We start from the raw sequence: 21,428 nt of genomic DNA on the forward strand, positions 1-21,428 counted from the left end.
ATGGAAAGGGTCTGGAGTTACATCAAGCGCTGGGGTTGGCCCGTGCTGCGGCATTTCAAGCAGGCGCTGGCGCTGATAGTTGTCCTCGGCGTGGTCTTTGCGCTGATCGGCATCTGGTGGCTGGGGCCGCACTGGACATGGCGCGAGCATCAACCCTTGGCTGCGCTGGCGATGCGCGTGTCGGCCAGTGTTGTGGTGGTTGTCGTGCCGTTGCTGTTCTGGGCCTGGCGGGTGCGTCAACGCTTGCTCAGGCTCAATGCCGAGCACGCGCGTGAAACGGCGGTTGTGCTGGATCCCTGCCTGCCCTATGTCGAGGCGCAGGAGCGTTCACTTGATCAAAGCCTGAGCCATTTATTGAACAATATGGAGCGTCGCCGTTCGCTCTATCAATTGCCGTGGTACCTGGTGCTGGGCGAAGAAAACGCGGGCAAGACCAGCCTTGTCACCCGTTCAAATCAGAGCTTTTCCCTGTCCCATATCAACAGGACGGGGGCCCGCGCGCAGCCGGAAGAAAAACTGGCGTATGCCATCGACTGGTGGATCGGCGACGAAGCCGTCTTGATCGACCCGCCGGGTGAGTTGCTCACGCAACCGAAGCCCTTGACGCAAGAACAGCGCGCCGAGCAAGCGCAAGAACCGGTGGCGGCCAAAGGCAAAGTCAGGCCGGTTTTGCCGGGGGACACTCACCCGCGCCTGTGGCTGCACCTGCTGGACTGGCTGGGGCGCAATCGCAGCCGCCGCGCCCTTAACGGGGTGGTGCTGGTGATCGATGTACAAGCCTTGCTGATGCAGCGCCCCGAAGTGCGCAAGGCTCGCGCTAACGTGCTTCGCACGCGGGTGTATGAGTTGACGCGGCACTTGGGCACACGCCTGCCGGTGTATGTGGTGCTGAGCAAATTTGATCTGCTGGAGGGCTTTGAGGAGTTCTTTTCTCAGCTGTCGCGCCGGGGCCGTGAAGACTTGCTCGGCTTTACCTTCAGCCTGGACGCGGTCGACGATTTCGATGCCTGGCTGGCGGAATTGGCGGAGCATTACAGCGCGTTTGTCGAGCGTCTCAACGAGCAGGTTTTTGACAGCCTCAGAGGCGCCCGCTCATTGGAGGACCGTGACCGGCTGATGGGTTTTCTGCGCCAGTTGGCAGGGCTGCGCCCGGCGCTGTTTGGCTTCTTGAATGAAATGCTCGGCACCGACCGCTTCACCACCCCGGCGCTGGTCCGGGGCGTGTATTTTTCGTCGGTCTTCCAGCAGGGCACCCTGATCAATGCGTTCGTCAAAGAGGCGGGCCAGCCGTACCACCTGCCGCCACCGCCTGCCGAGGTCAAGCCTGCGCAGGGCAAGACCATCTACTTTGCCCAGCAACTGTTCAAGCAAGTGATTTACCCCGAGGCGGGGTTGGCCGGTGACAACATCAAAGTCGCCCGCAGCAAGCAACGACTGTTGATCGCAGGTTTTGGCGTGGCTTCGCTGGGCTGTTTGCTGGCGGTGGGCTTGTGGCAGTACTACTTCACCGTCAACCGTGACAAGGCCGCGAACGTTTTGGCCAGAAGTCAGGAGTTCAGCACCGGGGACATTGACGCCAACCTCGATGCCACCGGGCGCAATTTGCTGGCGCCGCTGGACCAGATCCGTGATGCCGTTTCGGTGTATGGCGATTACCGTGAGGCCTGGCCGTTGCTGTCCAATATGGGGCTGTATCAGGGCCGGGCGATTGGCCCGCGGGTTGATGAGGCCTATCTGAACTTGCTGTCCAGGCGCTTTTTGCCTGCCATCGCCAGCAGCGCCCTGGAGGCGATCAACATCGCGCCTGCGGGCAGCAATCAGCAACTGGTGGCGTTGCGGGTGTACCGCATGATCGAAGACCGCCAGAACCGCCGACCGGAGATCGTCGAAGACTGGGTTGCCAAGCAGTGGCAGCGCGCGTATCCGGGCCAGGGGCAACTGCAGGCAGACCTTATGCGCCATCTCAATTACGCGTTGAAATATGCCGACACTGACTTGCCGCACTACCGTGAACGGATCGTCCAGGTTCAGCAACAACTGCGCCAGCGGCCCATGGCAGAGCGGGTTTACAGCACGTTAAAACAGGATGCCCAAGAGCGCTTGCAACGCCCGCTGGACTTGCGCAACGAGATCGGACCGGCTTTCGATATTGTTTACCGCCCGTTGGTGGTCAGCCCTGACACCGATGGCAGTGAGTTGCAGTTGGCGCCATTGCTCACCGCCAAGGGGTTCAAAGAGTACTTTGAGCCCGGCACGCAAGACATTATTGAACTGGCCATGATCGATCAGTGGGTGCTCGGTGAGCGCCAACGCCTGGACTACTCCCCAGAAGACCGCAAGGTCCTGGCCCAGCGGGTTCGTGCCCTGTACAGCGCTGACTACGTAGACAGCTGGCGGCGGGCGCTTAACCAGTTTGTGGTCACTGATTTTCGTGATCTGAGCCATGGGGTTGCCGTGCTGGAGCAAGTCACCGGCCCGGCCGCGCCGTTACGGCGTTTGCTGGAAACGCTGCGCGACAACACCGTGATCTACCCGGCCGTGCCGTTGATCGAGGGCACTGCGGTGGTCAGCCTGGACAAAGTGCCCGAGGGCCAACAACAGGCGGCGGGTATTCGGCGTGCCTTTACCGGTTTGGCGCAGTTGATCATCCCCCAGGGGGAGCGGCCTTCCTACTATGAAGAGACCCTGCGCGCCATTGGTGCCGTGCATGACTATGCCAAGGCCGTGCACGACAATCCGGACCCCGGCAAGGCCGCGTTGAAGACTGTGCTCAATCGCTTTTCACTCAGCGGCAGCGACCCGATTGCCAACCTGCAACGGGTTGCCGTGGGCCTGCCGGAACCGATGAACCAGCAGGTCAAAAAACTCGCGGACCAGACCTCGCAAGTGCTGGTGGTAGCCGCCCTGCGCGAGCTGGAAAAGCGCTGGGACAGCGAGATCTACAGCTTCTATCGTGATCGATTGGCCGATCGTTACCCGTTCAAAACCACGGGTGAAGACGCTTCGCTGGACGACTTTGAAGCCTTTTTCGGGCCGCAAGGGCGGTTACAACAGTTCCATGACCAGTACCTGGACATCTTCCTCAAAGACAACCTCGACGTGCTCTACTCCGAGAGCCTGGGCGGTTATCTGGTGCGCAGCGATGTTCTGGAACAGTTGAAAAAAGCCGAGCGTATTCGCGACACCTTCTTCAACCATCGCGGGCATTTGGCGGTGCAACTCACCATCGAACCGCTGGCCCTGAGCACCACGCGCCTGAGCAGCCTGCTCAGCGTCGACGGCCAGTTGATCCCCTACCAGCACGGCGCGCCACAGCGCACAGGGTTGGTGTGGCCCAACGACCTGGGCAATGCCAATGGCAGCCAACTGACCCTGGTCAACAGCAGTGGCAATACCGCGAGCCTGAGCTATCGCGGCCCGTGGTCACTGTTTCGGCTGCTCAGTCGAGGCCATCTCAACGGCCGTACCGACACCAGCGTCGACCTGACCTTCGCCATTGCCGACGGGTTGATGCGCTACCGCGTGGTGGCCGAAAAAGCCAACAACCCCATCACCCAGCGCACCTTTGAAGGCTTTGCATTGCCCAGAACCTTGCTGGAGGAACGCCGCCAACCCAAGGACGGCGACAACGTCACGCAGTTGTCAGGGCGGTCCAAGCGTCTTGCCCTATCTATGTAGCACCTGCCTTTGTTCTCCCTGAGTAGGTTGTTGGCTCCGCCCACCCACTCAGGAAGAGCAAATGCTCGATACCAATCCTCTATTGAACACCTCAGTGCTGCCGCCGTTTTCAATGATTCGCGCTGAGCATTTGGTGCCCGCTGTTGAACACATCATCGCTAAGAGCCAGACAACCGTAGCTGGCATTATTGCCAGCCAGACTTCATTCCCCACCTGGGACGATCTGGTGCTGGCGATGGATGAGGTAAAGGCCCAACTCGAAGAAACGATTCAAATGATTGACGTGCTCAGCACTGCACACACCCATAAGGCGTGGGCTGATGCAGTCACCCTCTGCGGGGGCCTGATGACGCAATACAAAGGGCAACTCGCGCAAAACACCACGCTGTATGCGTTATACCAGGCCCTGGCCGACAGCCCGATTGCAGCGTTGTTCAACAGTGCGCGCAAGCGGGTACTGGAAAAAATACTGCTCGAATATCGCCATGCCGGGCTTCACCTCGGTCCGGTGCACCTAGAGCGGCTACGTGAATTAAAGGAGCAAACCGGTCTGCTGGAACAGACGTTCAGTGCCCATGTGCAGCAAGCCACTCAAGCCTGGGGCAAACACATTGAAAACGAGTCGCTGCTAGCGGGCCTTGCGGCGCCGTTAAAGCAGCGCCTGGCGAGCGCAGCGCAGCATAAAAACCTGACCGGCTGGTGGTTAACACTGGATGACGAAGTGTTTCACGACGTAATGCTGTACGCGCAGAACCGGCCCTTGCGCGAGGAGGTATGGATCGCCCGCTACACCCTCGCTACAGCGCTGGGCCCGCAACCTGAACAGTTGAACAACGATGATGTGTTAACGCGGCTGCTCAGCAACCGCCACCAAATCGCACGGTTGCTGGGCCATGAGCACTTTGCCCAACTGGCCCTGCAAGGGCAGATGGCGTCGTCGACCGACGAGGTCATGAACTTCTTGCGTCATGAGCTCGAATCACAACGCGCCACGTTTACCCTCGAGAGAGCGCAACTCGAGGCCCTGATGGTGGAATACGACATTCCTCAGCTCGAGCCCTGGGATTATGAATACCTTGCCCAAATACTGCGCCAGGCCGACGGCGTGTCCCAGGATGCGCTGAATGCGTATTTCCCGCTGCCGACGGTTGTGGAGCGTCTGGTGCAATTTACCCGGCGGTTGTTTGGCGTTGAACTGGTTGAACAGACGCAGTTCGACCGTTGGCACCCGGACGTGCGCCTTTACGAGGTCATGGAACATCAACAAATCCTCGGCTACTTGTTTATTGACCCTTATGGCCGCCAAGAGACTGATGGGGCCGTTGAAGTGCTGACGCTGCGCAACCGCCGAATGACGGCCGAAGGGCGACCCCTATTACCGATTGCTGTGCTGTCCGGCCGGTTCGCAAAAGGTGACGGTGAGCAGCCCTGTTTACTGACCCACACGCAATTGCGCAGGCTGGTGCATGAATTTGGCCATTGTCTGCAGCACCTCTTGACGGGGCAAGGGTACCGGGACATTTCCGGGATCGGAGGCATGAGCCCTGACGCGATTGAATTTGCCAGTCAGATCATGGAGCAGTGGTGCTTTAGCGACGAGTTTCTGGTCTGGATGTCGGCGCATTATCAGACCCAAGAGGCGATGCCTGCTGATGCGGCTCAGCGGTTAACGCGCGTGGTACACACCCAAACCAGTTGGGCCACGGCCAATGTATTGCTGCTCATGCTGTTTGACATCGAGATCCATCGCACCCAAGGCGATGGGCGCAGCCCACACGAGGTGTTTGATGCCCTGAATACGGAAATCGGGCACTTGAAGTGGCCACATGACGTGAGTCCCTACAACAGCAACGGGTTGATGACATCACCCCATGTGGCTCGAGGTTATTCGTATAAATGGTCCGGTGTGTTGGCCAGCCAGGCGTTCGAGCAATTCAGTCGTAGAGGCTTGTTTGACGCAGAGACAGGGCAGGCCTTTCGCGATGCCTTTTTTACCTATGGCGATGCGCGCTCCTTGAGGGACTCCATGGAAGCCTTTCTGGGCGCCGACAAGGTAGACCGTTTTTTTCCGCCATCCGCCGCGTTGCTGCGCGTCGATAACACCCGGGACGTTGCGACCTTGATAGGCCAACTGACGACTTCGCAGCAGCAGATGATTGAGTTGAATGACGCTTTACCACGGCCTGCCGATATCGCGGCGCAGCACTTGAAGAACTGGTTTAAAACCACGTTCCCCGCGCTGGCGGACAGTGTGGCGGTGCAGGATGTGTCTGTGCGCACGGTGCGCGAAACACTCATCCCTCTAGCAGAACGGGTGTCTGATGGACCGCTGTTTAGCCGCACGATCATTTCCAGCGTCCCCCTGGATGTGCTGTTCTGGCAGGCGGCTGCCGGACGCTTGAATACCGGCGAGCTCTTTCTCAACCTGCAAAATATTGAAATTGTTCATCAAACCGGCAGTACCACGCAGGCACCGGCTGCCCTGAACAGCAACGATGCCAAGAGTGCATTCGAGCGGTTATTGGTAGAAACCCGGCCGTTGTCATTCGAACGCCAATGGGAACAAGCCCTTGAACACTTCTGGAGCAAAGCCGCGAGTTTCACTCAGAACCGCCCTGTCAATGAATGGCTGGCAGATCAGTTAAGCCACCAGTTAATGACGCAGGCCAATCTTCATGCGCTGGACGGAACGCTACAAGAGCCGCTGCACCATGCCGTAACAGACTACGCGCTCTCGGCACCCGAGGCAGAGGTACGCGCAAGCCTGCTCGAAACCGTTCGGCCAGGTGTGTACACACTGGCCTACACACCGCAGAGGTGGCGGGTCAGTTTGCCGGTCCGCAACTGTGTGGTGTTTACCGCGCGAGCTAACGACGTTGAGCAGGGCGCTGCGCTGCTCTGGCGCCTGGGTGAGCCACTGGAAGTGTTCTCCAGCCTGGCGCAACTGAAGGCGAGTTTGAAGGAAGGTGGCGATGCCATCGGCGAGATTAAGCATCGACCGTTGCCGGGTAACTTTTTGGCCCAGCCAGTCATGGCGCTGCGCCAGGCGCAAAACACTGCCGTGCTGCAAGCGCTGCTCGACGGACCAAATGAAGGGGAGCAGGTTAACGACTGGATACAGCGTGTGGATGAAGCCGCAGACCTTGGCGACCGGCTGGACCTTGCCGTCCCGATGAATGCTCGGCAACTCAAGCAATCACTGAGTCAGTTGAATACCTGGCTACATAGCAGCCGCCACGCTACCGGGAAGGATCGCGTGGCATGGTGGAAGGCTTGCAGGGCTTGGCAACAAGCCGTAACGGATGCGCAGTCTCTGCCAGCAGACCCGATAACGCTGGCAACACCTGAGGCTATCCAGGCGTGGACGCGCACTGAGCTTGAGCGATTGATCAAGGAAAAATATTCCCCGGCTGACCCGGATCGGGTTTTCCTGACGATCGAGAAACGCATCGTAGATCCCCATGCACCTTCTGGATCATCTGCGTATGGGTCAGGAGTGGCACTTTCAGAACATAAGGGGATTATTTTTGACCGGCGTTCACTGACGCAATGGGCCATCTCCAATATGACGCCGGACGAGAGCAATGCGCGTGATTACGTTGAGGAGGGCCCACTGAACTTTGACGCCATACGCGATCTGGTGAAATCAGCCAATGTCGGGGTAATGCTTGACTCATGGATTATTGGCGCAGCCCGCCGTACGCAGACGTTATGGATGTCGCTTAAAGCCAAGCAGATGCGGGTTGAGGTACTTGCCGCCCACTTGTCAGGTGATCTCATGCATGACGCCAGCAATACCCGGTTGAACCTGGTGCTTGCCGCTCTTGATGGGCGCCAACCTCAGGAACGTAGCAAGGTCAATGGCCAAGAAGTGGTGGTTTATCAGATTAAATGGGGGAGCAGCACCCTAAGGGATATCGTGGCGTTTGGCGTCAAGAACCTTAAAGGCCGGCCCTCACTCACGTTGTACACGCCTGGGGCACCGGATACCCGGGTGTTTCGCGATGCCGATGGCGAAGCGTTCGAAGATCTGATGAGTGCTGTGGTGACGGCCCTCACCACCACACCAGAAATGACACTGTGGCTGATCTCGAAATTACCGCTGTCAGCGCAAGCTGAGCAGATTGCCAGCCTGGAATCGAAGGCGCCCGAACGTCCTTTGGGTGAAAAGATTAAACAGTTTGTGCTGGATGTTTTTTTGCCCATCAAGTTTCGGGTTGACCTCGGTTTTCCTGCTCAGGGTGCTATTGCCGTCGTGGGCAACGACTTGTTCGAGGCCTTGTATGAAACACACATTGTTCATGCGCGAGATGCTGCCAACGTGTTGACGGTTTCCCATGCCGAGCGTGACAGCGAAGCGGCCCAAGTCGGGCGCAGCAAAGGCTTAGTGCTGGTGCTGGGCATGATTTCGATACCTCAGGTAAACCGGCTCGGCGGGCTTCTGGGGCGGGCTATTATTCCGACCATGATCGGCGGGGCTGCGGTGGTGTCCATCAAGGATGAAGGTGGCAGTGGCAGTCAATGGCTGAGTGATTTTATCAGTGCCATGGGGGAGGTGGTCGCAGAGGCTGGCGAAGACCTCATCATGAATCGAGCATCGGGCAGGCGTGGCAAAAAATACGCAGGCAAGCGTTATATGGCGCTGACGACTTTGCCTCGCATGGTGGATGCCTCATTGCGGCCTTTTCTTCTGGAGGGGTTTGATGGAAGCGGCCTTCTACCGGAGGGTCGGAATGTGTATCGCGGTCGAGACGGGCAGGGCTATGTAAAGCTGGACGGGGGCTTTTACAAAACCACTGTGCAGGGCGGCGAGCGGTTTGTTTACAGCCCCAGGAACATTTCTAACAGGCGCAAAGTGGTTTGGGAAAATGGCCGTTGGCAAGCCGAGGCTCCCAATCGTTTATTGGGCGGCGGCCCGGTGATGAGCCTGTTCAGAGCCCCGGAAACGCCTCAACAGAAAAAATACAATGCACTGCTTGAAGGTTACCTGGTGGACCATTACAACCCGCCCGGTGACATGGTGCGAGAGGCTGCAAACGTGATCGGAGCCATGCCGGAGGTGCTGGCTCAGCGGGTGCTGGATGAGAGCATCCTTGATGCACGGGTGAGCGGTATTGAGGCTTACCGGTCGTTAATGAAGCTGCTAAACCGCCAGCGTCGGCTGCCACCTGAATACAAGGCCTCGAGCGATACGCTGGTGTACAAGCTGGACGTGTGGAGTGCGGTCCACTCGGCAACGCGGGACTTTGAAACCAGTGTGCCGGGCTTGAAATTTTCCGACGTGCAAAAAATTAAAATATTCGATATGGCATTGCCCTATAGAAATGCCTATTACGAAACGACCGGTATGAACATAGCCGTGATGCCGGACAACGCGACAGGTGCTGTGTTTATTGGCATTACCCCTCTGCGCGGGAAAAAAAGGCGCGAACTGGACAAAATCAACAAGGATTACAACGACCTTAGCCTTTCATTGAGACCGAAGATTGTCAGTGCGCTGCAAGCACAATTCCCGGGGCAAGGGCCAGAAACAGTGGCTGCACTGGAGCGTTATCTCGCAGTACCAGAAAATGTTGAGCATCATCGAAAAATCGCTCGCACGTTATTGAGAGAGGAAATGCAAGCGCGGGACATGCCAGGTTTGCTGACTGAGGTCAGAAACAAACGCATCCCTTACTTTGTTGTGATCAAGGGCAAAGCGCAGCAAAAAATCATGGTGGCCACTGCCGAGGACATAGATCACTTCTCACAAAGCCTGATCAAATACACAGAACCCTTTGATATCCAGGCCGTTACCCAGACGGCGACGCATAAAGTGACAGGCAAATTACCCGCTGCATCAACAACTTCCACGACACCTGCTGCGTCCGAAGGGCCTGCTACAGACAGGTTTTCGATCAACGTAAGCCCGCTGGCTGAAGCGCAAATGTCTTACGACAGCTTCCCGCAACCGGCCCGGATAAAAATGACCAGCATCATGGATGACATTCGTGCGGGCCGTGTGACCAGCAAGCGAATCAATGGTTATTACTGGTATGACATGTCCCAGTTGGATCCAGGCAGTGGCAGGGGGGCCTGGCGCGCTGCGTTTGAACGCAAGGGCGATACGTGGGAGCTGCAGGGGTTTTATGACTATCACACCCATCGGGCTGCCACGGTGTGGAGTTACTGACGCGTAATAAAGTCGATAAACGCCCGCACGCGTTGCGGCACGTGGCGCGCGTGCGGGTACAAGAGGATAAACGGGCGCCGGGCACCGCCGAAGGCGCTCAACACTTCACACAGCTCGCCGCGCTCCAGTGCCTGCTGCACCGTGAAACGGTAGGTCTGCATCAGGCCTGCGCCGTGTTTGACCAGTGTCACTGCGCCCAGGTAATCATCCAGACAGGCGCAGTTACCTGAGGTTTCCAGCTCAACCCACTGACCGTCCCGCTGAAACGCCCACGGCAAATTGCGCCCGCTGCTGGGGAGCTGGTACTGAATGCAGTCATGTTGGGCCAGTGCTTCCAGTGAGGTGGGCGTGCCCGCTTCGCGCAAATACTCAGGGGTTGCCACCACCACCAGTTCGGCCTCTTCCAGCGTACGGGCGATCAGCCCGGAATCGGTCGGCGCCTTGCCTCTGATCGCCAGATCAAAACCATCGTCGGCAAAGTCGATGTTGCGGTTGCTGATGTGCACATCGACTTGAACATCAGGGAATAACCGACGAAACGCAGGCAACTTCGGCAGCAACCGGTAGTGAGCATAGGGCGTGGGCACACTGATGCGTAACAAGCCAGAAGGCTGGCTTTGCTGGCCGGTGACTTCACGTTCGGCATCGACCAATTGCGTCAGCGCCTGTCGGCATTGCTGGTAGTAAAGCCGCCCGCTATCGGTGAGGCGCATCTGGCGAGTGGTGCGCACAAACAAACGCACCCCCAAGCGCTCCTCCAGGCGGGCCACCGAACGACTCACCGCCGCTGGTGTAACCCCGGCCAGATTGGCCGCGGCCGTGAAGCTGCCGGTCTCGGCTGCCAGGCAAAACAGTTCAATACTGCCCAGTTGAACATCATCGAAGTGACGGGTCATGGCACGGCCAATTGATTACATGAGGTATCTATTCAAATGCCATGGGCCTCATTTTTCAAGTGTAAAACCTGGCCTAGAGTGCCTCCACCTGTAAGGCATATGCCTTGAACCTGCGGAGAAGCATCATGAGTTCAGCTAAAACAGTCATCGTTACCGGCGCCTCCAGCGGGCTTGGCCTGGCCATCGCCAAGGCTTATCTGGACCTGGGTTTTAATGTGGTGGGCAATGCGCGGACCCTGGCCCGCTTGCAGGAGGCTGCTGACTCGCTCGGCAACCCGGCCAACTTTTTGTTGGTAGAAGGCGACATCGCCTTGGCGAGCACCGCCACCCGTTTGTTTGAACGCGCCATTGAAGCGTTTGGCAAGGTCGATATCTTGATCAGCAACGCCGGGATCTTCGTGCCAAGCCCCGTCGCGGATTACACCGAGGCGCAACTGGAGTCGATTGTCGACACCAACCTCAAAGGCTTTTTCTACCCGGCCCAGGCGGCAGCCCGGCACATGACGGCCAACGGTGGCGGTCAAATCGTTGCGATTACCGCATCCATTGCCCTGCAACCCAACGTCAAAGTCCCGGCCTTGTTGCCGGTGTTGATCAAGGGCGGCCTGAACAGCGCCGTGCGTGGTTTGGCGCTGGAACTGGCGGCCTCCCAGGTGCAGGTCAACGGCGTGGCGCCCGGCATTATCGCGACCCCGATGCACGGCACAGACCAACCGACCCGTGACTTCCTGAAAACCCTGTCGCCGAGCGGCCGCATCGGTACGCCGCAAGACATCGTTGATGCGGTGCTTTACCTCACCTCATCGACCTTTGTCAGCGGCGCCATCATCCCGGTAGACGGTGGCAGCACCGGCGGCACCTGGTAATCAGCGAGGAAACCGACATGCCATACGTCAATATCAAAGTGACCGATGAAGGGGTAAGCGCCGAACAAAAGCGCTTGCTCATCCAAGGGGTGACCGAGTTGCTGGAGCGCGTGCTGAACAAGGCGCCGTCGACCACCTACGTGGTGATCGACGAAGTCTCGACCGATAACTGGGGCGTGGGCGGCGAAACCACCACCCAGTTGCGCGCACGGCAAAAGCTCAACGCTCAGAAATTGAATTAAACAGTCGGCGTCTGCCCGACTGAACACTTCAACCCGTAGGAGCGAGCTTGTCTCGCGATCTTTTGATCTGCTGTGGCTTTTGAGCGAGGGCAACCTGAGGTTTGCCTCCACGTCGAAAGCGCCAGGATCAAAAGATCGCGAGGCAAGCTCGCTCCTACAGTATGAGGTGAGGCGCCATGGTTCTAAGCTCATAACCAAACGATCTGCAAGATATTTGCGCCTCACGCCACACAAGGATTCAAACCTGTTTTTTGAGTCCTTCAGATGTCGCATTATTTTGACAGCGCTCAGCAACAAGACATTCAGGCCCTGGCTGACACCTTTACCGGTCGTACGCAATGGCCAACCTGGTTGTTGTTGATTGCGGTGCCCAGCGCCTGGTTTGCCTTGATGCTGGCCAGCCCGGTGCTTGGCGCGGGCTGGACGATTGTGCTGTTGATCCCGGTGGTGGTGCTGTGGATGTCAGTTCAGCACGAGCTGTTGCATGGTCATCCCACCCGTTTCAATTGGCTGAACAAGGTACTGGGCTATGCGCCCTTTGCGGTGTGGTACCCGTATACCTTGTACCGCGACAGCCACTTGCAGCATCACCACGATCATGACCTGACGATCCCCGGCGTCGATCCCGAAAGCCGTTACCTCAGCCAGTCAGGCTGGGAGCGCAGTTCCAGGCTGTTTCGCGCAGTGCTCTGGCTGAACAAAACCGTGCCGGGCCGCTCGCTGGTTGGCCCGCCTTTGGCGTTGTACGGGATGGCCAAAGAAGAACTTCAGCGCCTGCGCCAAGGCGAGCGCAAAGCCTGGCTGATGTGGCTGACCCACGGCTTTTTCACGCTGCTGATGTTTGCCTTTATCGCCCGCTACAGCGCCGTGACGGTCTGGCAATACGTGTTTTTGGTCACCGTCCCGGTGCTGTCTGTCGGCATGGTTCGCTCTTTTTACGAGCACCGCCCCGCAGCCCGTCCTGAACAGCGTACGGTGCTCAATGAAGCCGGCTGGCCGTGGACCTGGTTGTTCCTGAATCTGAACTTGCACTTGGTGCACCATGATCTGCCGCGTTTGCCCTGGTTCTACATGCCCAGGGTGTACCGGGCGCGGCGTGAGCAATGGCAACAGCGCAGCGGCCATTATGTGGTGCACGGCTATGGCGAGTTGATTCGTCGGCACGCGGTGCACGCCATTGATAGCCCCAAACACCCGTTTGTTTAACGTCACCAGGAGCGCTGTATGTCAGGCGGTTATGCAGAGTTATTGATGTACGTGGCCCCCGAGCAGGTGCGTGAGGCCAATGAACAATGGTTGGTACGTATCCTTGAGCTGTTGCAGGCCACGCGCCGCGACGCCGGGGGCATTGAGTTGCTGGAGCTGTTCCGCTCGCCTGATTTGTTGCTGACCCAAACCTGCGGCTACCCGCTGCTGACTCAGTTGCAAGGCCAGGTGCAAGTGGTTGGCCGCCCGCGCTATGAATGGCCCGATAGCAGCGCCGGGCACCATTGCAGCGTGATTGTCGGCCGTGAAACCGACCCGCGTGTCGAACTGGCGGATTTCAGGGGCAGCCGCGGGGTGATTAATGACCGGCATTCCAACAGTGGCATGAACCTGTTCCGGCATCGGCTGACGCCCTTGCAGCAAGACGGGCGTTTTTTTGCCTCGGTGGCGACCAGCGGCGCGCATCAACAAAGCCTGCGCCGGGTGCGCGAAGGCTGGGCAGACCTGGCCTCCATCGACAGTGTCACGTTTGCCTACCTGGCGCGTTATTCCCCGGCCGAAGTCGCCGGGTTGCGCATTGTCGCGCGCACCGCCATCAGCCCCAATTTGCCCTACATCACCGCACTCAGTGCTGGCAGCGCGGGCGCTGAGCGTATTCGCGAGGCAATGAACCTTGCCTTGCAGCAGTTGCCACAGGTAAGTGCCACCTTGGGTTTACAGGAAGTATTACCGGCCAGCGAAAACGACTATCAGGTCGTTATTGGCTACCAGCGTGAAGCGAGCGCGGCAGGTTATGAGGTTTTGCTTTAACCGCCCTGCGACGCCAACGGCTACGCTGAAGACAGTGCGGCCGATAGTTTTGCCCCTATCCATGACAAGAGAATCCGTATGAACAACCTTAAAAAATGGCTCGGTGGCTCGCTGCTGGCACTTGGATTGTTGAGCCAGCCGGTCCTGGCTGACAGCAAAAACACCCCGATTCACTTTGGTGACATCACCTGGGAAAGCGGCAGCTTTATCACCGAGGTGCTGCGCATTTTGACCGAGAAGGGCTATGGCGAGGCGACCGATACCTTGCCGGGCAGTACGGTAAGTCTTGAGGCGGCGCTGGCCAAAAACGATATTCAGGTGATCGGCGAGGAATGGGCCGGACGCAGCCCCGCGTGGATCAAAGCTGAAGCCGAGGGCAAAGTCTCGGGGCTGGGTGACATCGTCAAAAACGCCAGTGAAGGCTGGTGGGTGCCTGAATACGTGATCAAAGGCGACGCGGAAAAGGGCATCAAGCCGTTGGCCCCGGATTTGAAATCGGTGGACGACTTGAAGCGCTACAAAGACGTGTTCCGTGACCCCGAAGACCCAAGCCGTGGGCGCTTCCTCAATAGCCCGACGGGCTGGACCTCCGAGATCGTCAACAGCCAAAAACTCAAGGCCTATGGCCTGGACAAAGACTTTGTGAACTTCCGCACCGGCTCCAGCGCTGCGCTGGACGCTGAAGTCGCTTCGTTGATCCGTCGTGGCAAACCGGTGCTGTTCTACTACTGGTCGCCGACCCCGTTGATCGGTCGCTACAAGCTGATCAAGCTGGACGAACCGGCCTTCGATGCCGAGGCCTGGAAAACCCTGTCTGACGCCAATAACCCTAACCCGAAGGGCACGCGCTCATTGCCGGCAAAATTGGCGATTGGTGTATCAACCCCGTTCAAAACCCAGTACCCGCAGTTGGTCGAGTTCTATGAAAAGGTCGATTTTCCGATCGATTTGCTGAACAAAACCCTGGCTGACATGAGTGAAAAACGCACGGAGCCGCGCCAGGCTGCCGAAGCGTTTTTGCGCGATCAGCCGCAGATCTGGCACAGCTGGGTGACCGCCGAGGCGGCGCAAAAAGTTGATGCGGCGCTTAACGCCAAATAATTCACTGAGTACGAGCCATGCATGTTTCCTGAAAATCTGACGTTTTCCATCGCCGGCTGGGTCAATACCTGGGTCGATGCGCTGGTCAGCAACTACGGGGATGTGTTTCGACACATCTCCGACACCTTGTTGTGGGCCATCGTTAGCCTTGAAAACCTGCTGCGCCTGACCCCGTGGTGGCTGATGCTGTTGATCGTCGGGGTGATAGCCTGGCACGCCACGCGCAAAGTGGTCGGCAGCGTGCTGATCGTGGGGTTGTTGTTTCTGGTCGGCGCGGTGGGGCTGTGGGACAAACTGATGCAAACCCTGGCGCTGGTGATGGTGGCCACGGTAATTTCCGTGCTGCTGGGCATCCCATTGGGTATTTTGGCGGCGCGCAGCAACCGCTTGCGCACGCTGCTGATGCCGCTGCTGGACATCATGCAAACCATGCCCAGCTTCGTGTACCTGATCCCGGTGTTGATGCTGTTTGGCCTGGGCAAGGTCCCGGCCATTTTCGCTACGGTGATCTATGCGGTGCCGCCGTTGATCCGTCTGACCGATCTGGGCTTGCGCCAGGTAGACCGTGAAGTGATGGAAGCGATCAATGCCTTCGGGGCCAACCCCTGGCAACAATTATTCGGGGTGCAATTGCCGTTGGCCATGCCAAGCATCATGGCCGGGATTAACCAGACCACCATGATGGCGCTGTCGATGGTGGTCATCGCGTCGATGATTGGCGCCCGAGGCTTGGGCGAGAACGTGCTGGTGGGGATTCAGACACTCAACGTCGGCAAGGGCCTGGAGGCCGGGCTGGCGATTGTGATTCTGGCTGTGGTGATCGACCGCATAACCCAGGCCTATGGCCGACCACGGCATGGGGCAAAAGATGAGTGAGGCTGTGATCAACAAGATCGAAGTGCGCAATGTCTTCAAGGTGTTCGGCAAGCGCGAAAAAGAAGCCCTGGCCATGATCAAGGAGGGCCAGAGCAAAGCCGACGTGCTGGCCAAAACCGGCAGCGTGGTGGGCATCAACGACCTGTCGCTGTCGATTCAAGCGGGCGAAGTGTTCGTCATCATGGGTTTATCCGGGTCGGGCAAGTCGACGCTGGTGCGTCACTTCAACCGCCTGATCGACCCGACCAGCGGGCAGATTCTGGTGGAGGGTGACAACATCCTTGAATACGACATGCCGACTTTGCGCCAGTTTCGGCGGCAAAAAATCAGCATGGTGTTCCAGAATTTTGGCCTGTTGCCGCACCGCAACGTGCTGGAAAACGTGGCGTACGGCCTCAAGGTGCGCGGGGAGAGCACGGCGCAGTGCAACGAGCGCGCCCGGCACTGGATCACGGTGGTGGGTTTGCAAGGCTATGAGCAGGCGTTTATCCACCAGCTCTCGGGTGGCATGCGCCAGCGCGTGGGGTTGGCCCGTGCCTTGGCCACCGACACCGACATCATTTTGATGGACGAAGCCTTCAGTGCCCTCGACCCGCTGATCCGCGCCGAGATGCAGGATCAACTGCTGGAACTGCAACGCACGCTGCAAAAAACCATCGTTTTTATCACCCATGATCTGGACGAAGCGCTGCGTATCGGCAACCGCATTGCCATTCTCAAGGACGGGCAGTTGGTGCAGGTGGGCACGCCACAAGAGATTCTGCACACGCCTGCGGACGATTATGTGAACCGCTTTGTTCAGCGCCAGCGGGCGAAAATCGAGTGAAATAATCAAAAGATCGCAGCCTTCGTACCTCGTCAGCGACTACGGTTGCCCCAACGTTGTGTAGGCACTCATGTCCTCGGCGCAGGTCGGGCTATTGATAGCGAACAGCAAGCACGCCTTTCTTTTCACTGATCGACAAGGTCGGTGCAGCGTGTAATTGCTTCAGCGAGCTGACATGGGTGCCGCCGCACGGGTAGCTCGGCAGTTCGCCAAAGCCGATAAAGCGCTGGTCGGCGTTGACCTGAATGACCCGTGGCAGGTCAGCGCTGATCCACTGCTCAAGCTGTTCTTTAATCTGCTCGACGTGCATCGGCTGAGCGTTCTCACCCGGCATAAAACTGACCCGGCATTCCCCCGGCCAGTGGTGTGCCTTGATCGGCTTCCAGCCTGCGCGTTCGCCGCACACACCAATCAAATGCCCCATCGAATGCAGTCGGCTGTTTAACTCACGGCGGGCCTCATCCACGCGGGCCTGCGCCGTACCCAGCGGCACGGCCTGCTGGACGATATGCACAATCCGGTCGTGCTCCTGGAACACCTTGAGCACTTCACTGGCGCCAATCCAGCCAGTGTCGCTAGGCTGTCCGCCGCCCTGCGGATGAAAAGGCGTGGCCTTGAGGATGACGGCAAAGCCGTCGTCGTGCGCGGTGCAACTGAGCACGTCGACGAAGGCTGTGAGGGTGTCGTCGGTATAAAACAGGCGTGAGGTCATGTGGCGAGTCCTGAAACAATTAGGTTTAAAGTATAGGGACGCCCCCTGGGTGTGATAATCCCTCCAATTTTCAATGGACCTGTGCGCTGTGAGCATAAATCTACCGCTGTCATTACTGGCTGAAATGGTGGTCTTCGTGAGGGTGGTCGAGGTCGGCAGTTTTTCCGAGGCTGCGCGACAGCTGGACACCTCGCCGTCTGCCATCAGCCGCAGTGTCGCCCGACTGGAAAAGGCCCTGGCGATCCGCCTGCTGCAGCGCACCACCCGCAAGCTGCGCCTGAGTGATGTGGGCGAGGAAGTGTTCAAGCGTTGCCAGGAGGTGGTGGGGGCAGCGCAATCGGTCATGGACCTCAGCGGTCGCTACAGCCAGGAGGCTGAAGGGCTGATTCGCGTCAGCGTGCCCAAGGCGGTAGGGCGCTACGTGGTGCATCCGCACATGCCCGAGTTTTTGCGGCGATATCCCAAGGTCGATGTGCAATTGATTCTGGAGGACCGCCACGTCGACCTGATCGACGACAACGTGGATTTGAGCATGCGCATCACCGATCAGCCGCCGCCGGGCCTGGTGGGCCGCCAGTTGTTTTTGATCGAGCATTTGCTCTGCGCCACACCTGCCTACCTGGCGGAACATGGCACGCCCCGCCAGCCGGAGGATTTGCGCCACCACAGTTGCATCTACCTGGGCGAAACCCCGGCGGATGCCCGCTGGAAATTCAAGCAAGGCAGCAAGACGGTGACGGTCGGGGTCACCGGGCGTTACGCGGCCAACCACACGGGCGTGCGGCTGGATGCGGTATTGCAGAACATCGGCATTGGCAGCTTGCCTTACTTCACGGCGCGTCAGGCGCTGGAGCAGGGCGAGGTTGTGCAGGTGCTGCCGGCCTGGAATTTTATTGCCTCGTACCACGGCGGTGTGTGGCTGCTGCATACCCCGACGCGCTATCTGCCGCCCAAGCTGCGGGTGTTTATTGACTTTCTGGTTGAGCGGCTGGCGCAAGAACCGTCGCTGGGGCCAAAAAAAGACCCGCGCGGTTAACCGGGCGGGTCTTGGGCATTCAGTGCGCCAATCAGTGCTGCGGGCTGTCTGCGTCGGTCGGCAGCGCCATGAACTGCTTTTCCTGATTCCAGTCGAACGGCTCGCCGTTTTCTTCGGCTTCAAAGCGGCGTTCTTCCAGCGCCTCATACATGTCCAGCTCTTCATCGGCGAGGAAGTTGAAGCAGGAACCGCCGAAGAACCACAACAGGTCACGCGGCACCACGTGGGCGATTTGCGGGTAGCGTTCGATCACCTGGCAGAGGATGTCCTGGCCCAGGTATTGGCTTTCATCAAAATCGGTCAACAGACCGGCTTTCATCTCGTCGAAGCGTTCAATAAACAGTTCATGACTTTCTTCCGGGATTTGCTCGGCGTCACCGACGGCAACCAGGATGCTGCGCAGCATATCGAGCAGGGCGAGATTGTGGTTGAGGTCATTAGTGGCCATGGTGGAGTCCTCTAGAGCAAAACGGGCGCGAGAGTATAAAGCTCTGCGCGCCCGCTGTCCTGCTAGCGAATCTTTCCTTCGCTGTGGGTGAGTTCTTCTTTGGCGAAGTCATCCACATCAATCACCTTGCGCCGTGCGGCTTCAGCGGCGCGCAGGGTTTCGGCTTCGGCCGGTTGCAGGATGCCCGCGTGCAACGCCGAATCGATGGACGGCTCGCCGGGTACCGGTTTGAACTGGCCACTTTTCAGCGCGTCGTGGAGCTTTTTGTGCAATGGGTGAGCGGCTTTGAGCAAGTCCGCAGCATGTTGCAGGGCGCCCACCGCGTCATCGGCAGATTGCGGGCGGTAGCAGCCGGCAAGCACCGCTTCAAGTGTCGGATCGCCTTTGGCCCGGCCCAGCACTGCCGCGACTTCAGCATCCAGCGCATCAGAAGGCCCGGTATGGCGACGGCCAAACGGGAACACCACGCCGCGCAACAGAAAGCCCAGCGGTCGGCTCGGGAAGTTTTTCAGGATCTCGTCCAGCGCCCGTTCTGAATGCCCGAGGCTTTCTTCCATGGCCCATTTGAACAGCGGGTTAAGGTGCTCGGGGGAGTCCAGGTCGTGATAACGCTTGAGCGCTGCCGAGGCCAGGTACATATGGCTCAGCACGTCACCCAGACGCGCAGACAAACGCTCGCGGCGCTTAAGCTCGCCGCCCAGCAGCATCATGCTCAGGTCAGCGAGCATCGCAAAAGCCGCTGCCTGACGGTTTAAGGCGCGGAAGTAGCCTTGGCTCAGGGTGTTGCCGGGTGCGTGTTCGAAGCGCCCCAGGCCCAAGTTCAACACCAGGGTGCTGGCGACGTTGCTGACGGCAAAACCGATGTGCTTGAGCAGCAGGCCGTCAAACTCGATCAGGGCCTGATCGCGGTCTTCACGCCCGGCCAGGGCCATTTCCTTGAGCACAAACGGATGGCAGCGAATGGCGCCCTGGCCAAAGATCATCAGGTTGCGCGACAGGATATTGGCCCCTTCAACGGTGATGAAAATCGGCGCGCCCTGCCAGTTACGGCCCAGATAGTTATTGGGCCCCATGATGATGCCCTTGCCGCCGTGCACGTCCATGGCATGGCTGATGCACTCGCGGCCGCGCTCAGTCAGGTGGTACTTGAGAATCGCTGACAGCACCGACGGTTTTTCACCCAGGTCCACCGCGTTGGCGGTGAGCATACGGGCGCTGTCCATCAGCCAGGCATTGCCGCCGATACGCGCCAGGGCTTCTTGAATCCCTTCAAAGGCCGCCAGCGGCACGTTGAACTGCTCGCGCACCTGGGCATATTGCCCGGTCACCAGGCTGGTGAACTTGGCGGCGCCGGTGCCGACCGCCGGCAGCGAAATCGAACGCCCGACCGACAGGCAGTTCATCAGCATCATCCAGCCTTTGCCGAGCATTTCCTGGCCACCAATCAGGTAGCTCAGTGGGATAAACACATCCTTGCCCGAGTTGGGGCCGTTCATGAACGCGGCGCCCAGCGGCAAATGCCGACGACCGATTTCAACGCCGGGGGTGTCAGTGGGGATCAGCGCCAGGCTGATGCCCAGATCTTCCTTGTCGCCCAGCAAGTGCTCCGGGTCATGGGCCTTGAACGCTAGGCCGAGCAGGGTGGCGACGGGGCCGAGGGTGATGTAGCGTTTTTCCCAGTTCAGGCGCAGGCCGATGACTTCTTCACCTTGCCATTGGCCTTTGCAAATGATTCCGGTGTCGGGCATCGCCCCGGCGTCGGAGCCCGCCAGCGGGCCAGTGAGGGCAAAACACGGGATGTCATCGCCACGCGCCAGACGCGGCAGGTAATGGTTTTGCTGTTCTTCGGTGCCGTAGTGCAGCAACAGTTCGGCCGGGCCGAGGGAGTTGGGCACCATCACCGTCGAGGCCAGATCGCCGCTGCGGGTGGCAAGTTTCATGGCGACTTGCGAGTGGGCGTAGGCCGAGAAGCCTTTGCCGCCGAACGATTTTGGGATGATCAGGGCGAAAAAACCGTGTTCCTTGATGTGCGCCCAGGCTTCAGGCGGCAAGTCCATGGCCTGGCCGATCTGCCAGTCAGTGACCATCGCACAGAGTTCTTCGGTCGGGCCGTCGATAAACGCCTGCTCTTCTTCGGTCAGTTGGGCTTTGGGGTAGGCCAGCAACTGGTTCCAGTCGGGGCGGCCGCTAAACAACTGGCCGTCCCACCACACGGTGCCAGCGTCGATGGCATCACGCTCGGTTTGCGACATGGGCGGCAGGACTTTCTGGAACCAGCTGAACAGCGGCGCCGTAAAGCGTTTGCGGCGCAGGTCAGGCAGTAGCAGCAAGGCCGCTGGCGCTGCCAGCAACACCCACAAGAGCACCAGCACCCAGATCGGCGCATGGCTGAAGAAGTCCATGATCAGCAGGTAAATCGCTACCACGGCAATCGCCGTCAGCGGGGAGACGCGCCGGTGGGCCAGCCAGGCAACGCCTACGATCAAAACCACTATCCACAACAACAGCATATCCAATCCTCCATGGAGCCAGGGGGGCGCACCCTTGTGAGCTTAGTCG

General features: G+C 58.9%; 14 protein-coding genes. 10 read left to right on the forward strand and 4 right to left on the reverse strand.

Annotation, left to right across the window (positions count from 1 at the left end):
- Nucleotides 1-3,678 (forward strand): type VI secretion system membrane subunit TssM, encoded by a 3,678-nt coding sequence (tssM, locus tag ACJJU9_RS06500; RefSeq protein WP_407730283.1) that lies wholly within the window; start codon nt 1-3, stop codon nt 3,676-3,678.
- Nucleotides 3,679-3,772: 94 nt separating this feature from the next.
- Nucleotides 3,773-9,850, forward strand: coding sequence for a M3 family metallopeptidase (locus ACJJU9_RS06505; protein WP_407730284.1), 6,078 nt, complete (start codon nt 3,773-3,775; stop codon nt 9,848-9,850).
- Here the strand turns inward: ACJJU9_RS06505 and ACJJU9_RS06510 are convergent.
- Complete coding sequence (locus tag ACJJU9_RS06510) at nt 9,844-10,746, reverse strand: LysR family transcriptional regulator (RefSeq protein ID WP_407730285.1); 903 nt, start codon at nt 10,744-10,746, stop codon at nt 9,844-9,846. The two genes, ACJJU9_RS06505 and ACJJU9_RS06510, sit on opposite strands and share 7 nt — an antisense overlap.
- Before the next feature lie 125 nt (nt 10,747-10,871).
- On the opposite strand from ACJJU9_RS06510, the gene ACJJU9_RS06515 reads away from it, so the two are divergent.
- From ACJJU9_RS06515 to ACJJU9_RS06545, 7 genes are all read left to right on the forward strand, one after another.
- Nucleotides 10,872-11,612 carry an SDR family NAD(P)-dependent oxidoreductase gene (locus tag ACJJU9_RS06515; RefSeq protein WP_048389019.1) on the forward strand — a complete coding sequence of 247 codons (741 nt, stop codon included), beginning with the start codon at nt 10,872-10,874 and terminating at the stop codon, nt 11,610-11,612.
- Between the two features lie 17 nt (nt 11,613-11,629).
- Entirely contained in the window at nt 11,630-11,854 is a 225-nt protein-coding gene (locus ACJJU9_RS06520; RefSeq protein ID WP_407730286.1) for a tautomerase family protein, read from the forward strand.
- Between the two features lie 264 nt (nt 11,855-12,118).
- Entirely contained in the window at nt 12,119-13,060 is a 942-nt protein-coding gene (locus ACJJU9_RS06525) for a fatty acid desaturase (RefSeq protein WP_407730287.1), read from the forward strand.
- An 18-nt stretch (nt 13,061-13,078) separates the two neighbouring features.
- Entirely contained in the window at nt 13,079-13,870 is a 792-nt protein-coding gene (locus ACJJU9_RS06530; protein WP_407730288.1) for a phosphate/phosphite/phosphonate ABC transporter substrate-binding protein, read from the forward strand.
- A 78-nt stretch (nt 13,871-13,948) separates the two neighbouring features.
- On the forward strand, nt 13,949-14,971 hold the full coding sequence (locus tag ACJJU9_RS06535) for an ABC transporter substrate-binding protein (protein WP_123750172.1): 1,023 nt from the start codon (nt 13,949-13,951) through the stop codon (nt 14,969-14,971).
- A gap of 21 nt (nt 14,972-14,992) precedes the next feature.
- Complete coding sequence (locus tag ACJJU9_RS06540) at nt 14,993-15,847, forward strand: proline/glycine betaine ABC transporter permease (RefSeq protein ID WP_353232486.1); 855 nt, start codon at nt 14,993-14,995, stop codon at nt 15,845-15,847.
- On the forward strand, nt 15,840-16,673 hold the full coding sequence (locus ACJJU9_RS06545) for a glycine betaine/L-proline ABC transporter ATP-binding protein (RefSeq protein ID WP_048389109.1): 834 nt from the start codon (nt 15,840-15,842) through the stop codon (nt 16,671-16,673). The genes ACJJU9_RS06540 and ACJJU9_RS06545 overlap by 8 nt, the downstream gene beginning before the upstream one ends.
- Before the next feature lie 91 nt (nt 16,674-16,764).
- Here ACJJU9_RS06545 and ACJJU9_RS06550 read toward each other — a convergent pair whose 3' ends face one another.
- A complete protein-coding gene (locus ACJJU9_RS06550) occupies nt 16,765-17,385 on the reverse strand; it encodes an alanyl-tRNA editing protein (RefSeq protein ID WP_407730289.1) in 621 nt (206 codons plus the stop codon).
- A gap of 88 nt (nt 17,386-17,473) precedes the next feature.
- On the opposite strand from ACJJU9_RS06550, the gene ACJJU9_RS06555 reads away from it, so the two are divergent.
- Nucleotides 17,474-18,421, forward strand: a complete 948-nt coding sequence (locus ACJJU9_RS06555) for a LysR family transcriptional regulator (protein WP_407730290.1) — start codon at nt 17,474-17,476, stop codon at nt 18,419-18,421.
- A 31-nt stretch (nt 18,422-18,452) separates the two neighbouring features.
- Here ACJJU9_RS06555 and ACJJU9_RS06560 read toward each other — a convergent pair whose 3' ends face one another.
- Together ACJJU9_RS06560 and ACJJU9_RS06565 are read right to left on the reverse strand one after the other, a co-directional pair.
- Nucleotides 18,453-18,869 carry a PA2817 family protein gene (locus tag ACJJU9_RS06560; protein ID WP_048389032.1) on the reverse strand — a complete coding sequence of 139 codons (417 nt, stop codon included), beginning with the start codon at nt 18,867-18,869 and terminating at the stop codon, nt 18,453-18,455.
- A gap of 62 nt (nt 18,870-18,931) precedes the next feature.
- On the reverse strand, nt 18,932-21,379 hold the full coding sequence (locus ACJJU9_RS06565) for an acyl-CoA dehydrogenase (protein WP_407730291.1): 2,448 nt from the start codon (nt 21,377-21,379) through the stop codon (nt 18,932-18,934).
- Nucleotides 21,380-21,428 lie beyond the last annotated feature (49 nt).

It is taken from the genome of Pseudomonas helleri, from assembly GCF_045830615.1.
Classification (GTDB): Bacteria; Pseudomonadota; Gammaproteobacteria; order Pseudomonadales; family Pseudomonadaceae; genus Aquipseudomonas; species Aquipseudomonas helleri.

Bases quoted from the DNA above. Each gene is read 5' to 3' on its own strand.
- ACJJU9_RS06515 (WP_048389019.1), top strand. From the start codon at position 10,872: ATGAGTTCAGCTAAAACAGTCATCGTTACCGGCGCCTCCAGCGGGCTT.
- ACJJU9_RS06565 (WP_407730291.1), bottom strand. From the start codon at position 21,379: ATGCTGTTGTTGTGGATAGTGGTTTTGATCGTAGGCGTTGCCTGGCTG.
- ACJJU9_RS06530 (WP_407730288.1), top strand. From the start codon at position 13,079: ATGTCAGGCGGTTATGCAGAGTTATTGATGTACGTGGCCCCCGAGCAG.
- ACJJU9_RS06525 (WP_407730287.1), top strand. From the start codon at position 12,119: ATGTCGCATTATTTTGACAGCGCTCAGCAACAAGACATTCAGGCCCTG.
- ACJJU9_RS06545 (WP_048389109.1), top strand. From the start codon at position 15,840: ATGAGTGAGGCTGTGATCAACAAGATCGAAGTGCGCAATGTCTTCAAG.
- ACJJU9_RS06535 (WP_123750172.1), top strand. From the start codon at position 13,949: ATGAACAACCTTAAAAAATGGCTCGGTGGCTCGCTGCTGGCACTTGGA.
- ACJJU9_RS06540 (WP_353232486.1), top strand. From the start codon at position 14,993: ATGTTTCCTGAAAATCTGACGTTTTCCATCGCCGGCTGGGTCAATACC.
- ACJJU9_RS06560 (WP_048389032.1), bottom strand. From the start codon at position 18,869: ATGGCCACTAATGACCTCAACCACAATCTCGCCCTGCTCGATATGCTG.
- tssM (WP_407730283.1), top strand. From the start codon at position 1: ATGGAAAGGGTCTGGAGTTACATCAAGCGCTGGGGTTGGCCCGTGCTG.
- ACJJU9_RS06510 (WP_407730285.1), bottom strand. From the start codon at position 10,746: ATGACCCGTCACTTCGATGATGTTCAACTGGGCAGTATTGAACTGTTT.
- ACJJU9_RS06550 (WP_407730289.1), bottom strand. From the start codon at position 17,385: ATGACCTCACGCCTGTTTTATACCGACGACACCCTCACAGCCTTCGTC.
- ACJJU9_RS06520 (WP_407730286.1), top strand. From the start codon at position 11,630: ATGCCATACGTCAATATCAAAGTGACCGATGAAGGGGTAAGCGCCGAA.